Source organism: Streptomyces sp. R28 (assembly GCF_041052385.1).
Taxonomy (GTDB): Bacteria; Actinomycetota; Actinomycetes; order Streptomycetales; family Streptomycetaceae; genus Streptomyces.
This window is the reverse complement of record NZ_CP163439.1, coordinates 8,621,385-8,634,976: the sequence shown is the minus strand read 5'-3', so window position 1 is coordinate 8,634,976 and position 13,592 is coordinate 8,621,385. Positions and strand designations below refer to the sequence as shown.

The following is a 13,592-nucleotide window of genomic DNA, read 5'->3' as shown; positions in this document are numbered from 1 at the left end:
GGAGCCCGCGCTCGGATGGCACCAAGTGCCGCCGCTGTCCCACGACTTTGTGAAATCCTTCACCCACCCTCTTGGCCGGGCGCGCGGATTCGTGCTGAGATGCCGCCACCACTCAACAGCTCGATGGCGTGCTCGGGGAGGGCGAGGTGGCGTATACCGCCATGTCTGGTAACGGAACGACCGCCGGTGACGATCCACTCCAGACCGCGGTATGGCGGCTGCGCTCACGCGCTTGCTGGGCGGACGCGGCGGCCCTGCTACAGCCGGTGACCGCGCAGACCGCGCTGCAGCGGGCGTCGCTGCTGGTGGAGCGCTGTCTCTACACCGAGCAGGGCTGGGAGGAGGCCGAGGACGCGTTGCGCACGGCCGAGGCGCTCGCGCACGGTGACGACGAGCGGGGCGCGGCCGCTTGTGAACGCGGGCAACTTGCCTACGCGTCGACTCTGCACGCAGTGCGCGACCGGGCCGACGAGGCGCGGGCCGCGTTGGGGCGGGCGGCGGCGCTGATCCCGCCGGGGGCGGCGGGCAGGGCTCTGCTCGACTTCCGCCGGGGGCTCCTGGCGGAGAACCTCGCGCGCTCCCCGCAGGCGGCGCGGGCGGCCTACCGCCGCGCACACGCGGGCGCGACAGCACACGCCGACCCGCTCCTGCTCTCCTTCACCTGGCGCCACCTGGCCGGACTCGCCCTGCGGGACGGCGAGTTGGCGGAGGCGCGGCACGGCTTCGCCGAATCCCTCCGCATCCGTGAGGAGTTGGGCTACCTCGTGGGCACGGCCCCCGCCCTGGCGTCCCTCGCCGACGCGGAGACCGAACCGGAGGCCACACGGCTGCGCGAGGAGGCCCGCCGGCTGTTCCGCCTCCTGGGCGGCGTACCGACCTGGCTGGCCCGCCAGTTGGCCCCGACCCCACCGGCGACGGGAGCGGCCACGGCGTGACGTACGCCCCGCCGGCAACCCCGGACGGGCGGAAAGATCGGCGGACGCTACCCCGCGAAGTGCTCCCCCACCAGCGACCGCACCACATCCAGATCCCCGGCGATCAACGCGTCCAGCAGCGCCGTGTGTTCCGCCGCGTCGGCGATGAGGTCGGCGTGGCCCCGGCCGGCGGAGAGGACGGCGCTCACCAAGGGCCACTGGGCGCGCCGGTGGAGGTCGTCGGCGATCTGCACGAGCTGTTCGTTGCCGCAGAGGGAGAGCACGGCACGGTGGAAGGTGCGGTCGGTCTCCGCGTACGTGGCCCGGCAGCCGGTCGACGCCGCCCGGACCGTCGCCTCCGCCAACGGGCGTAGTTCCGCCCAGCGTTCGGCGGGGACGGTGCGCGCGAGCCGGAGCATCACCGGGACCTCGATCAGCGCCCGGACCTCGGCCAGCTCGGCCAGTCCCCGGACGCCGCGTTCGACCACCCGGAACCCCCGGTTGGGGACGACCTCGACGGCACCCTCCAACGCGAGCTGCTGCATGGCCTCGCGCACCGGCGTGGCGGAGACACCGAAGCGTTCGCCGAGTGCGGGGGCCGAGTAGACCACGCCGGGAGCCAGCTCACCGGTGACGAGCGCGGTACGCAGGGCGTCCACGATCTGCCCCCGCACCGAGGCCCGCTGGACGACCGGACGCGGCCGCGGGATCGGCTGCTCACTGTGGGTGTGCTCACCACGAGCCGTCGGCGCCGAGTGACCGGCACCCCGCTCCCGATCCAGGTCCACGCCCAGGTCCACGCCCACACCCGCGGCCCGGCCCTGCGGCGGTACCCGCGGCGCTCCTGAGCTCCCCGGCACCTCCGGGACCTGCGGAATTCCCGTGGCCGCGGAGCCCTGCGCGCCCTGCTTCACGGGTCCTCCTCCGGACGTGTCAGTACTTGGGGTCATTACGGCGGGTTGTTACTCGCCCGTCAAGCACCATAGGCGCAGAACTCGACACGGGGGTAATGGGGGTGTCCCCCATAGGGCAGGGTAAACCGCAGCGATCTTGAGTAAGGTAAGCCTTACCTTTAAAGTCTCACGGATCGGCGGTCCCCATGTCCGTGCCCCCCATAGCCCTCGCACACGCCTACACCCGTCTCACCGAGGTCTTCCCGGGGCTCGACATCTCCCAGCCGTCCGCCGACGAACAGCTCCCCGGCCATGGCGGCTGGATCACCGCCGCCTCGCTCGCGGACGCCGGCACCGGCCTCGACGCGTTCCTGGCCCGGGACGACGCGCAGATACGGCGCGACTACGGACAGCCCGCACGCCCCGACGTCGTCGCAAGCTTCGGCCTGCACCGCTACGCCTGGCCCGTCTGCCTGCTGATCACCGTGCCCTGGTTCCTGCTCCGCCGCGTCCCCCGCTTCCCCGTGACGCATGTCTCGTACGACCGCACGGCCCCCGGCCTCGCCCTGGGCCGCCTCGCCGCCCGCCCCACCACCTTCGCCTGCCTGCCCGGCGACCCGGCGGCCACCCTGCCCGGCGCCCGGGTCGCCCCCGACGAGGAGGCGCTGCGCGTGGAGGTACGGGCCGCCGTCGCCGAGCACCTGGAACCCGTGCTCACCGGCTTCGGACCGCGCATGCGGCGGCGTGGACGCGCACTGTGGGGCATGGCGACCGATGAGCTGGTCGAGGGCCTGTGGTACGTCGCCCACCTGTTCGGCGACGGCGAGCAGGAGCGGGCACGGCGCGAGCTGGAGCTGCTGCTGCCGGGCGCGACGCAGCCGTACGTCGGCTCGGCCGCCTTCCGTGAACTCGCCGGACCGGACGGCGCGTCACTGGCCACCCGGGACCGGGCGAGCTGCTGCATGTTCTACACACTGCGCCCCGAGGAGACCTGCACCACCTGCCCTCGCACCTGCGACGCGGACCGGGTCACCAAGCTTGTGGCCACCGCCAGTTGAGGCACCCTCAGGAATGGGTGTAAGCCACCGTGCCGTAAGATCACCCGTGAGCAGGACAGTCGTTACGGTTACAGGCGTTTCACAAATTCCTCACTCAGCACAGGAACTTTCCGTGGAACCACCCGTACGGGTAGTGTTGTTCGAACTCAACTCCCGCCCCTCAAGCGGCAGTTCGAGCAGAACGCCGCCCTGGGCATCCCCTTGCACTTCCTTGGCGGCCTCTTGCCCCGAAACCCCCTGAGGGCCGTTGGGATTGGGCCACTATGGCGGGCGTTACGCCCTATCCCAATGCAAGGGACCCCAGATGAGATTGACCGACATATCGCTGAACTGGTTGCTTCCGGGCGCCGTCCTGCTCCTGGGCCTGCTGGCGGCGATAGCGGTGCTTCGGCGCGGGAAGACCCCGGGGAAGGACGCAGGAGCGGACGACTCGTGGGAGCGCAGCGAAGAGCGCCGTAGGCGCAAGGAGGCCATATACGGCACCGCCTCCTATGTGCTGCTGTTCTGCTGCGCGGCCGTGGCCGCCGCCCTCTCCTTCCACGGCCTGGTCGGCTTCGGCGAACAGAACCTCGGCCTCCACAACGGCTGGCAGTACCTCGTGCCGTTCGGTCTGGACGGCGCCGCGATGTTCTGTTCCGTCCTCGCGGTCCGCGAGGCCAGCCACGGTGACGCGGCGCTCGGCTCCCGGATACTCGTATGGACGTTCGCGGCCGCGGCTGCCTGGTTCAACTGGGTGCACGCGCCCAGGGGCATCGGCCACGACGGCGCCCCGCACTTCTTCGCCGGCATGTCCCTGTCCGCGGCCGTGCTGTTCGACCGGGCACTGAAGCAGACCCGCCGGGCCGCCCTGCGCGAGCAGGGCCTGGTGCCGAGGCCTCTCCCGCAGATCCGGATCGTGCGCTGGCTGCGGGCTCCCCGTGAGACGTACAGGGCCTGGTCGCTGATGCTCCTGGAGGGCGTGCGCAGCCTGGACGAGGCGGTCGACGAGGTCCGTGACGACAAGCGGAAGAAGGACGAGACCCGGCTGCGCCGGCGCGAGCAGCAGCGCATGGAGCGTGCCCAGCTGAAGGCCATCAGCCGGGGCCACCGCGGCTTCGTCGGCCGCGGCGGCGGACGGCAGGGGGAGCCGCAGGCGGCGCTGGAGCGTGCCTCGGCTCAAGTCTCCGCGGAGCCTGCCATATCCACGCCCGAGCAACTGCCCGTGCGCACGCGTCCCTCACTGCAGCCCGTCCGCACCGGTTCTGACCCGGTGACCGTCGACCTCACCGCGGAGGACGACACCATGGCGCTGCCGCGACTCGACTCCCTGGAGCGCAAGCTCAAGGATCTTGAGCAGCAGTTCGGCTGAGAACACCCCTCGTCGACGGGAAGGGGCGCGACCCGAAGCTCGGGTCGCGCCCCTTCCCGTTGTCCTACGGCAGCCGTCGTCATACGGCGCCCGCGTCGAGTTCGAACCACACCGCCTTCCCCACGCCGTGTGACCGCACACCCCAGGCGTCCGCGAGGGACTGCACCAGGATCATGCCCCTGCCGTTCGTACCGGTGTCGGCGTTCGGTACGCGCAGTCTGGGCCTGCGGGCCACGAAGTCCCTCACCTCCACTCTGAGTCCGCCCGGTCCGACGGTCGCCGTCAGGACCGCTTCACGGTCGGTGTGGACGAGCGCGTTGGTCACGAGCTCGCTGGTGAGCAGTTCGGCTATGTCCGATCGGCCGGGCCTGCCCCAGTGCCGTAACAGCTCGCGCAGAGCCCTACGTGCCTCCGGTACGGCCCGCAGGTCCGCCCTCCCGAGTCTGCGCCTGAGCTGAGGCGTCTGCGCGTGTTCCCCGGCGCTCGCGGCCCTGTCCTCCAGTGCCTCCGCCGAGGAGGCCCCTACCGTGATGGGACCGCCTCCCCGTGCCTGCCTCTTCATGACCCCCGCCCGCGTGCCGATGTCGGTTCCCCTCCTGGCTCGAACACGTTCACGGGAACCATTTCCCAGTCGGACCGGCGGCAGTCATGTCGAATCGGCAACGACCAGGTGTTCGGCCACGGTTACGGCAGCCCGGGCCGGTGTGTGGAACCCGGAACGCCACCCGTCGGCCGTCCGGAAGCCACCTTGCGCGAGGACCGAACCGGGTCGGCCACCGGCGGCCGGCCCGGCTTCCGGGCCGGAGGCGCGGTTCGGGAGGGAGGGGACGAGGCGGTTCGATCCGCTCCTGGAGGGGCGGCCGACCAGGGCAGTCCTGCACGACCGCGTGCCGACTGCCCCGGGGGCGTGCGGACCGCGGGGGATCGGCCCATCTACCGATAGCGCCCTGCGGTTCCGGCCGTAGCCGAGGCAGACGTGCGACTGTCGGGGCTCGACTTCGAGGCGCCGCCGGAGCCGATGTCCACAGTCGGCGAAACTGGCCGGAATTCGCTGCCTCGGCTGCCCTCCACGCCCTTGGCTGCGGTGTGGAGGATCTTGCGGGGCCGCCCGCCCGACCCCCGTCCGGGAGGGCGGCCCCGCTGTTGTGGTGGTCCGGCGGTCAGGTGGTACGTCGACCGGCGTCGGTCAGTAGAGCTTGTTGACCGCCGTGGTGGTCGTCTTCTTGAAGGCCTTCACCGGCGCGCTCGCGAAGTCGCCCATCTGCCCCCACCCCACGACGGTGACGGTGCCGCCGTCGCGGCCGACGGAGAGGAGGTGGATGTCCATGGCGCCCCACGAGGCACGGGTGTGCACACCGTGCACGCGGGCACCCTCCTCGACCGGCAGGCTGCCGTAACTCCTGTACTCGGCCTCGATCTCCGGGTCGGCGTCGCTGCGCAGGGCGCAGGACCGGATCTCCATGTTGAGGAGGGTGGCGAGGGCCTTGGCCTTGGCGTTGTCGCCGACGACGACGTTGAGCTGCTGGGCAGAGGTCTCGAGTTCCGTGCGGAAGGTGCGGTAGCTGGAGTCGTAGGCGAGCAGGGCGTCGCCGAGGCAGCCCTGCATCTCCTCCGGGACGCCGTCGGTGACCTTGTCCGCGGTCCAGGCGGAGGAGGGGTGCGGCGGAAGTTCGGACGCCGACAGGAACTTCGGTGCGGGCGCCTTCGTCGCCGCGCCGGCCGGTGCCGCGTTGAGTGCGGAGCCTGCGGCGAGGCCCGCGACGGCGAGTGCGGCGAGCACGCCGGCTCGGATGCGCTTGGGCATGGGTGTCCCCCGTGTGAGATGAGAGCGTGAGCGATCAGAAGTCGGCCGTCACCGACACCGGATGGTCCGTCCGGCCCCCTAGGCCAGTGGCCTGGTCGGTGCGACACCAAGAGCATCAGCCGTCACAGCCGTCGGGCACAACCGCTGAGGCCCGATCCGCGACGGTGGAACCATCCCAGCCCTTCTGACGTGCAGGTATATGGAGTGCCTGGGATGCCGTCCCGGGACGGGGAGGACGCGGGGGAACAGTGTCGGAAGTACAGGACGACGTCCAGGAGTTCGCGGCGTTACTCAGACGCCTGAAGGAGCGCACCGACCGCAGCTACGGTCAGCTGGCCCGCCGCCTGAACATGAACACCTCCACGCTGCACCGCTACTGCGCCGGCGACGCGGTCCCCCTCGACTTCGCGCCCGTGGAGCGCTTCGCCGCGCTGTGCCAGGCGACGCCGGAGGAGCGGCTGGAGCTGCACCGGCGGTGGATCCAGGCGGTGGCGGCACGACAGCGGGCGCGGACGGCAAGTCCGCCGGCGGCGCCGAGCGCCCCCTCCTCTGCGGACACTTCCCCGGACGACTCCCCCTCGGAGACGCCCGAAGAGCCGGCACCGGCCAAGCCTGCCCACCTCCCCTGGTACCGCCGTCGGCGCCTCCTGGTCTCCGCGGCCGTGGCCACGGCACTCCTCGCCACGCTCGGCAGCCTCTCCGCCCTGCCGGACGACAACCACCCGCGGGCGAGCGACTCCGTCCAGGGCGCCGACCCGACCCGTACGACCGGCGCGGGCACTCCGCGCCCGAAGTCGACCAAGTCGCCGAGCCCCACTCCCACCACCACGTCACCCTCGGCCGGCGCGTCGAAGAAGTCCTCCGCCAAGCCCACCGAATCCGCCGCCAAGCCCCCCGAGGGAGCCGGCCGGCAGGAGCCCCCGGTCGGCGTCCCCCTCACCTGGAGCGCCGACTCCCACGTCTGGCAGTCCGGCTGCGGCCACGACTACGTCATCACCAAGCCCTCGGAGCAGGTGCCCCCGCCTCCGGCCCCGCAGGACGCCGAAACCTGGGCGGCGACCCAGAACGCGGTGCACGGGCAGCAGACCATGGTGGAGATCGCCGTACAGGGGCGGACGTCGACCGCGGTCGTCCTGGACGCGCTCCGTGTGCGCGTCGTCGGCCGCTCGGCACCCGTCGAGGGCATCTCGTACGCCATGGACCACGGCTGCGGCGGTGCGCTGACGCCCCGCTACTTCGATGTCGACCTGGACAAGGACCGGCCCATCGCCCGCCCGGTCGACGGCAACGACACGGGCACCCCGATCCCTGCGATGAAGCTGCCGTACCGCGTGTCGGCCGAGGACCCGGAGGTGCTGCTGGTCGACGCGCAGACGGAGAGCTGCGACTGCAGCTGGTACCTCGAACTGGACTGGTCCTCCCAGGGCCGCACCGGCACGATCCGCATCGACGACCACGGCCGCCCGTTCCGTACGACGAGCATCAAGGGGCTGCCGAACTACGCGTACGACACCTCGGCCCGCAAGTGGGTGCCGTACAGCTGAGCCGCACCGCCTGGGTCAGGGCTACGCCTCCCACACGCCGGCGGCCGTACGGTCGTCGGCGTACCCCTTGACCCGGACCTGGGTGTCGGCGAGGAAGGCGGCGAGGCCGGGCGGCTCGGGGCCGGACCAGCGCGCGGTCAGGTGGGCGGCGAGTTCGGGTTCGCCGCGCAGCGGGTCGGCGAGGCCGCCGGTGCACATCAGGAGCGTGTCTCCCGGGCGGGCCACCGAGGCGCGGAAGCGGAAGGGTTCGCGGGGCGGCTCGGGGGCCGGGTCGTAGGGGCTCGGGGGTGTGGTGATGCCGAGGTCCATGGTGAGACGGTCGCCCTCGGGCGTCTCGGCCGGCAACGAGCCGAAGCCGACGACGGGTTCACCGGCGGGGTCGGTGACGCGGGGCTCGATGTCCTGCCATTCGCCGTCCCGCAGCCGGAAGAGTCCGCCCCCGCCGACGCCGAAGAAGACACGTGTACGGCACTCGGGGTCGGCGGGCAGGAGGAGGCAGCGCAGGGTCGCCGCGTACTCCTCCGGTTCGATGCCCTGTTCCGCGGCGCTGGCGCGGAGTTTGCCGAGGCTGCGGTCGGTGAGGCGGTGCAGGCCGGACTTCAGGTCACCGCGCCGTGCGGCCCTTATGTCCTCCGCCAGCCTTGGATGACTGCGGCCGACGGCCCGGCCGATCCAGTGACAGGCCTCGGCGGCGGCGCGGTGGGCATTGGGCGTGGCCCGGGCGCCGGTCGCCATCGCCACGAGGACCAGGGCGTGGTCGCCGGTGCCGAAGCGGGCGGTGAGGAGGGAGTCTCGGCGCGGTTCACCCCGGTAGCGGGCGGAGTCCCCGCGCAGGGAGACGGCCCGCAGGGTGCAGGCGCCGTAGTGGGCGCCGTCGAGGACGGTGTCGGCGACCAGGTCGTCAAGGTCGTCGGGGTCCGCGGGCGGGAGGGCGGTGGGGTCGGGGGCGTAGGTCGGAGGGCCGTTGCCCACGTAGTCGAGGGGGTCCGGGGGCGGGGTGGGGAGGTCCACGTGGGTCGCCGGCCGGGGCTCGTCGTCACTCGTCGGCGTCGTGCGCTCCTCGGGTGCCGCCACGGTGAATCCCGGCGGCTTGGGCAAGCCCGCCGGGAAGGTCGACGGACCCGGCGCGGCATCCGCGTCGTGCGCACCGGCCCTCGGCGGTAAAACCGTGGCGCCCGTCCCGGAGACCCCGGTCCCTGTCGCCCCCGCCCCCGAGCCCGACCGCTTGTTCACCGCCCCCGAGGCCGAGGCGAACCGGTCGTCCAGTGAGTCGGGCGCCGCTGTGGGGCCCGTGTCCTCGGTGGCGTCACCGTACAGCTGCCCCCACCAGTCGTCCTCGTGACCGGTGGGCCTTCCCCCCTGCTGGCTCATGCCCTCAATTGTCCACCGCACGGGCCGGATGAAAACGGGGCATCCGGAAAATCCGACCCGGTGAGGCGGCTCGAAAAGGCGTTGTCGGGTGAGGTGTTGAACAGTCTTGCGATATCCAGGCGCGACAAGAGGCCAAAGACGTCGCCGGGCGGTCCCACCCCCCACGGGAGGACCGCCCGGCGACTGCCGAGTGACCCGGGCCCGGATCCCCTACGCGCGCGTCAGCGCACGTCGCGAGCCCGGGTCACGATCTGGGTGACCGAGACGCCGATCGCGTCGGTCAGGACGGCGTCGTTCAGGACGGCCTTGAGTGTGACGTGCTCTCCTGTCGTTCCGCTGTGGTTCACGACCACCTTCCCGTCCCGGCCGCCCTGCGGCGACGTGTACCGCGGGAACCGCATTGGTATGCCCCGCGCGTGCGCGTTCTCGGCCCGTCGGTGGACGTGCGCGGGTGCGGCATCCGGTCGCCGCGCCCGGGGCCGTACGCGTATCGCCCTCCCCAAGATCACCCTTCCCGTGCTGCCGCTCGCCCTTCGGACGCGAAAGCGCAGGCCAAGACGGTCCAACTAGGGCAAAGCGGGCGATGGTTGATGCTGCGGTGGCGACACCTTGGCAGAGTGACGGGTGGTGCGGCGATGATGTGCCGAGGCGGTTTCACGCCGTGGCCGTTTTCCGCCACGGACCGAACACCGGTGGTCATTTGGGGAGGGGCGCGGCCCGATGCTGGGAGTGATTGGTCTCGACGAGACGCACGAGTCGGCATACCGGGCCCTGGTGTCCGTGGGCGCAGCCGACGTACCCGATCTCGCTCGGCGGCTGACGCTCGGCGAGTACGACACCGAGCTCGCCCTGCGCCGTCTGGAGCGGCACGGGCTCGCGGCGCAGTCCTCGGCCCGGCCCGGCCGCTGGGTCGCCGCGCCGCCCGGGGTGGCGCTCGGCGCGCTGCTCACCCAGCAGCGGCATGAGCTGGAGAAGGCGGAGCTGGCGGCCGCGATGCTCGCCGAGGAGTACCGGGCGGGGACCGCCGAGCCCGCCGTGCACGACCTGGTCGAGGTGGTGATCGGCGCGGCCGCGGTCTCGCAGCGCTTCCTGCAGCTCCAGCTCGGGGCGAGCAAGGAGGTGTGCGCCCTGGTCACCGGCAGTCCCGTCGCGGTCACCGGCGTGGAGAACGACGCGGAGGAGCAGGCCGCCGACCGAGGCGTCCGTTACCGGGTGGTCCTGGAGCGCTCGGTCCTCGACCAGCCGCACGGCATCACCGAGCTGTCCGCCGCGCTCGGCCGCGAGGAACAGGTGCGGATCGTGGACCGGGTCCCGACCAAGCTGGTGATCGCCGACCGGACCCTCGCCCTGGTGCCGCTCACCTCGCACACGTCGGAGCCGGCCGCCCTGGTCGTCCACGCGAGCGGGCTGCTGGAGCTGCTCTCCGGCCTGTTCGAGTCGGTGTGGCGGGAGGCGCTGCCGGTACGCCTCGGCCCGTCCGGCGTCACCGAGCAGCAGCCGGACGGGCCCGACGACACCGACCTGGAGGTGCTCTCCCTGCTGCTGGCCGGCCTGACCGACGCGAGCGTGGCCAAGCAGCTGGACCTGGGACTGCGGACCGTGCAGCGCCGGGTGAAGCGACTGATGGAGCTCACCGGGGTGACCACACGGCTACAGCTGGGGTGGCACGCGTATGAGCGGGGGTGGGTGGCGCGGGAACGGCAGGGGTGACCGTGGCGCACCCGCGGCGACAAGGCTGATCTGCGGATTCTCGCGAGCTCCGGCACTCTGGTCAGATGGGAGTGTGGGACCTAGTGCTGGTCGGCCTGGTCCTCCTGCTCGGCCTCTGCGGAGTGCTGGTGCCCGGGGTGCCGGGGTCCTGGCTGGTGTGGGCCGCGGTCATGTGGTGGGCGCTGAAGGACCCCCAGCCGGTCGCGTGGTGGGTGCTCGTCGGGGCCACCGTCGCGCTGTTCCTCTCCCAGGTGGCGCGCTGGGCACTGCCGCCCCGCCGGCTGCGCCCGAACTGGGCGAGCCTACGCATGACCGTGTACGCCGGCGTGGGCTCGTTCCTGGGCTTCTTCCTGATCCCCGTGGTCGGCTCGATCCCCGGCTTCATGGCCGGCGCCTACCTGGAGGCCCGGCTGCGGCTCGGCCGTCACGGTGAGGCGAGGGCCGCGCTGCGGACGGCGATGCGGGCCGGCGGGTCGAGCGTGCTGGCGGAGCTGTTCACATGCCAGCTGATCGCGGGGGCGTGGCTGGGTGCGGTCATCTGGGGCTGATACGGCGGACCTCTCCCACCTCGACGACGCCGACCTCGTCCAGCAGCGGATGCCAACGACCTGGTACGAGGGCCCCTTCCTCGGCAACGGCTTCCTCGGTTGCGGCATCTACGCCGAGCCGGGCACCGGCGCTACCGGGGCAATCCACCCGCCGAGATCTCCGGGACGGCCGCTGCGGTACTCCGACGCGGGCGACGGGGCGATCCGCATCGCCCTGCGCAAGCGTGACTCGGCGCTGATCACGGCCCGGGACGACCGTCCGGACCTGACGATCGCGCCGGTACGGCCGAACGAGGACGCCCCTCACTGGGGGCTCCCGGCCCCGTGGGGACTGGACGACCGCTAGAGCCTGCCCTCCAGCGTGAGCAGCCGCACCTTGCGGTCGAGGCCGCCCGCGTACCCGGTCAGCGACCCGTCGGCCCCGATCACGCGATGGCACGGACGGACGACCAGCAACGGATTGGCGCCGATCGCACCGCCGACGGCCCGAACGGCGGCCCGCGATGCGCCGATCCGCGCGGCGATCTCGCCGTACGTCGCCGTAGCCCCGTAGGGAACATCGTCGAGTGCGGCCCAGACCTTCTCCCGGAACTCGCTGCCGGATGTGCTCAACTCCAGCTGGAACTCCTTGAGTTCGCCCGCGAAGTAGGCGGCGAGCTGCTCCTCGGCCGCACGGAAGAGCGCGGGGTCGCGCCGCCACCCCTCCTGGACGGTGCGGCCGCCCTTCTGGCCGGGCACGGAGAGGGAGGTCAGGGCGCGGGTGGCGGGGTCGGCGGTGAGGAGGAGCGGGCCGAGCGGACTGTCGAGCTCGGTCCAGTGGGTCGGGGTGACGGTCGGGGTCGGGATGGTCATGGTTACTCCAACTCCCCTGCTGCACGCAGGTGTTGCGCGGCGTAAGAGCGCCAGGGGCGCCAGCTGTCGGGGGCGTCGACGCCGGGCGGGGCGACGTCCGGGTCGCCGAGGGCGCGGCTGCGGATGACGGCGACGGTACGGGCGTCCAGGCCGGGCAGGCCGAACAGCGCGTCGTACGCCTCGTCCCGGTCGGCACCCGGGTCCAGCCGTACGGCACCGTCGGCGAGGGCGGCGGTGAGCGTGCCGAGGGGGCCGTCGGGCTCGGCCTCGGCGAGGACGGCCGCCTCGGGGAACAGGTGGGTGAGGCTGCCGCAGGGCGCGTCGAGCGCCTTGCCGTACCGCCGTACCAGCCGCTCGGCCTGCACCGGCCCGACCAGTGCCCGCACCGCCAGCTCGTCCGCGTCGGCGGCACCGGGCGACCGCAGCCCCGGCCGGGCGGCGACCAGGGGACCGAGCCGGGGATCGGCGCCGAGCCGCTCGTCGACGGCGTACGGATCGGCGTCGAGGTCGAACAGCCGCCGCAGCCGCTGCACGGCCGTGGTCAGGTCGCGCGGGTCGGTGAGGTGGAGGCGGGCGTCGAGCCAGCCGCCGGGGTGGGTGGCGGAGGCGGGGGCGGGGGCGGCGACGGTCACCGACGCCAGGGACGCCGCCCCCGAGTCCGCGGCCACCGCCGACGCCATCGCCGGCGCACCTCGGCGGGTCGCGGCTGCCCGCCTCCCGGCGCCGCCCAGCCGCTCCTGCACCGCCACGATGGCGGTACCGTGCGGCAGGCGGAGGGTGCGCCGGTACGTCCGGCGCCCGGGCGGGCCGGCGAGCTCCTCGACACCGGGCACGGCCTCGCGCGCCAGCAGGTCGAAGACGAGGCCGGCCTGGTACGGCCCGCGGTAGGCGAGCCGCAGCGGTATGCCGGCCGACGGAGTGCCCGCACGCCGGGCGCCACGCCCGCCCCTCGGTGCGGCGGCGGCCCGCAGCTCGCTCGGCGTGGACGCGTACACCTCCCGCATCGTGCCGTTGAACTGCCGCACGCTGGCGAACCCGGCCGCGAACGCGATCGCCGTGACCGGCAGCTCGGTGGTCTGCAGGAGCACCCGCGCGGTGTGCGCCCGCTGGGCCCGGGCCAGCGCGACCGGGCCGGCGCCGAGCTCGGCGGTGAGCTGCCGCTGGACCTGCCGCGCGCTGTATCCCAGCCGCGCGGCGAGCCCGGCGACACCCTCCCGGTCGACGACGCCGTCGCCGATGAGCCGCATGGCCCGCCCGACGACATCGGCCCGCACGTTCCACTCGGCGGAGCCCGGAACGGCGTCCGGGCGGCACCGTCGGCAGGCCCGGAAGCCCGAGCCCTGCGCGGCGGCGGCCGTCGCGAAGAACCGCACGTTGCGCCGCTTCGGCGTGACGGCCGGGCAACTGGGGCGGCAATAGATGCCGGTGGTCTCGACGGCGAAGAAGAACTCGCCGTCGAACCGGGCGTCCCTACTGCGGACCGCTTCGTACCTGGTGTCTTCGTCCATCACGCCCTCCAGTCTCCGCCAGTGCGCAAGGCGCGGCTGGCG

At 72.9% G+C, this 13,592-nt stretch carries 14 protein-coding genes; 7 read left to right on the top strand and 7 right to left on the bottom strand.

Annotation, left to right across the window (positions count from 1 at the left end; all coding sequences use genetic code 11):
* The first annotated feature begins 146 nt into the window (after positions 1-146).
* Complete coding sequence (locus tag AB5J49_RS37795) at positions 147-935, top strand: hypothetical protein (RefSeq protein WP_369173352.1); 789 nt, start codon at positions 147-149, stop codon at positions 933-935.
* Positions 936-982: 47 nt separating this feature from the next.
* Here the strand turns inward: AB5J49_RS37795 and AB5J49_RS37790 are convergent, their stop codons facing one another.
* Positions 983-1,828 carry a GntR family transcriptional regulator gene (locus AB5J49_RS37790; RefSeq protein WP_369173351.1) on the bottom strand — a complete coding sequence of 282 codons (846 nt, stop codon included), beginning with the start codon at positions 1,826-1,828 and terminating at the stop codon, positions 983-985.
* 185 nt (positions 1,829-2,013) lie between these two features.
* Here AB5J49_RS37790 and AB5J49_RS37785 point away from each other — a divergent pair, with 185 nt between their 5' ends.
* Together AB5J49_RS37785 and AB5J49_RS37780 are read left to right on the top strand one after the other, a co-directional pair.
* Complete coding sequence (locus AB5J49_RS37785) at positions 2,014-2,865, top strand: (2Fe-2S)-binding protein (RefSeq protein ID WP_369173349.1); 852 nt, start codon at positions 2,014-2,016, stop codon at positions 2,863-2,865.
* 304 nt (positions 2,866-3,169) lie between these two features.
* Positions 3,170-4,213, top strand: coding sequence for a DUF2637 domain-containing protein (locus AB5J49_RS37780; protein ID WP_369173348.1), 1,044 nt, complete (start codon positions 3,170-3,172; stop codon positions 4,211-4,213).
* A gap of 79 nt (positions 4,214-4,292) precedes the next feature.
* Here the strand turns inward: AB5J49_RS37780 and AB5J49_RS37775 are convergent, their stop codons facing one another.
* Both AB5J49_RS37775 and AB5J49_RS37770 read right to left on the bottom strand, forming a co-directional pair.
* On the bottom strand, positions 4,293-4,775 hold the full coding sequence (locus tag AB5J49_RS37775; protein ID WP_369173347.1) for an ATP-binding protein: 483 nt from the start codon (positions 4,773-4,775) through the stop codon (positions 4,293-4,295).
* A 624-nt stretch (positions 4,776-5,399) separates the two neighbouring features.
* A complete protein-coding gene (locus tag AB5J49_RS37770; RefSeq protein WP_369173346.1) occupies positions 5,400-6,017 on the bottom strand; it encodes a hypothetical protein in 618 nt (205 codons plus the stop codon).
* Between the two features lie 248 nt (positions 6,018-6,265).
* Here AB5J49_RS37770 and AB5J49_RS37765 point away from each other — a divergent pair, with 248 nt between their 5' ends.
* Positions 6,266-7,561 carry a helix-turn-helix domain-containing protein gene (locus tag AB5J49_RS37765; RefSeq protein ID WP_369173345.1) on the top strand — a complete coding sequence of 432 codons (1,296 nt, stop codon included), beginning with the start codon at positions 6,266-6,268 and terminating at the stop codon, positions 7,559-7,561.
* Between the two features lie 21 nt (positions 7,562-7,582).
* Here the strand turns inward: AB5J49_RS37765 and AB5J49_RS37760 are convergent, their stop codons facing one another.
* Positions 7,583-8,932: a protein phosphatase 2C domain-containing protein gene (locus AB5J49_RS37760; RefSeq protein ID WP_369173344.1), complete on the bottom strand. Its 1,350-nt coding sequence runs from the start codon at positions 8,930-8,932 to the stop codon at positions 7,583-7,585.
* A 221-nt stretch (positions 8,933-9,153) separates the two neighbouring features.
* Positions 9,154-9,279, bottom strand: a complete 126-nt coding sequence (locus tag AB5J49_RS37755; RefSeq protein ID WP_369173343.1) for a hypothetical protein — start codon at positions 9,277-9,279, stop codon at positions 9,154-9,156.
* 373 nt (positions 9,280-9,652) lie between these two features.
* Here AB5J49_RS37755 and AB5J49_RS37750 point away from each other — a divergent pair, with 373 nt between their 5' ends.
* From AB5J49_RS37750 to AB5J49_RS37740, 3 genes are all read left to right on the top strand, one after another.
* On the top strand, positions 9,653-10,642 hold the full coding sequence (locus AB5J49_RS37750; protein WP_369173342.1) for a helix-turn-helix transcriptional regulator: 990 nt from the start codon (positions 9,653-9,655) through the stop codon (positions 10,640-10,642).
* 65 nt (positions 10,643-10,707) lie between these two features.
* Positions 10,708-11,190 carry a DUF456 domain-containing protein gene (locus tag AB5J49_RS37745; RefSeq protein ID WP_369173341.1) on the top strand — a complete coding sequence of 161 codons (483 nt, stop codon included), beginning with the start codon at positions 10,708-10,710 and terminating at the stop codon, positions 11,188-11,190.
* A complete protein-coding gene (locus AB5J49_RS37740) occupies positions 11,171-11,536 on the top strand; it encodes a hypothetical protein (protein WP_369173340.1) in 366 nt (121 codons plus the stop codon). Before AB5J49_RS37745 ends, AB5J49_RS37740 begins: the two co-directional genes overlap by 20 nt.
* Here the strand turns inward: AB5J49_RS37740 and AB5J49_RS37735 are convergent.
* On the bottom strand, positions 11,533-12,042 hold the full coding sequence (locus AB5J49_RS37735) for a methylated-DNA--[protein]-cysteine S-methyltransferase (RefSeq protein ID WP_369173339.1): 510 nt from the start codon (positions 12,040-12,042) through the stop codon (positions 11,533-11,535). The genes AB5J49_RS37740 and AB5J49_RS37735 overlap by 4 nt on opposite strands.
* A 2-nt stretch (positions 12,043-12,044) precedes the next feature.
* Positions 12,045-13,550, bottom strand: coding sequence for a DNA-3-methyladenine glycosylase 2 family protein (locus AB5J49_RS37730; RefSeq protein ID WP_369173338.1), 1,506 nt, complete (start codon positions 13,548-13,550; stop codon positions 12,045-12,047).
* Between the last annotated feature and the right edge of the window lie 42 nt (positions 13,551-13,592).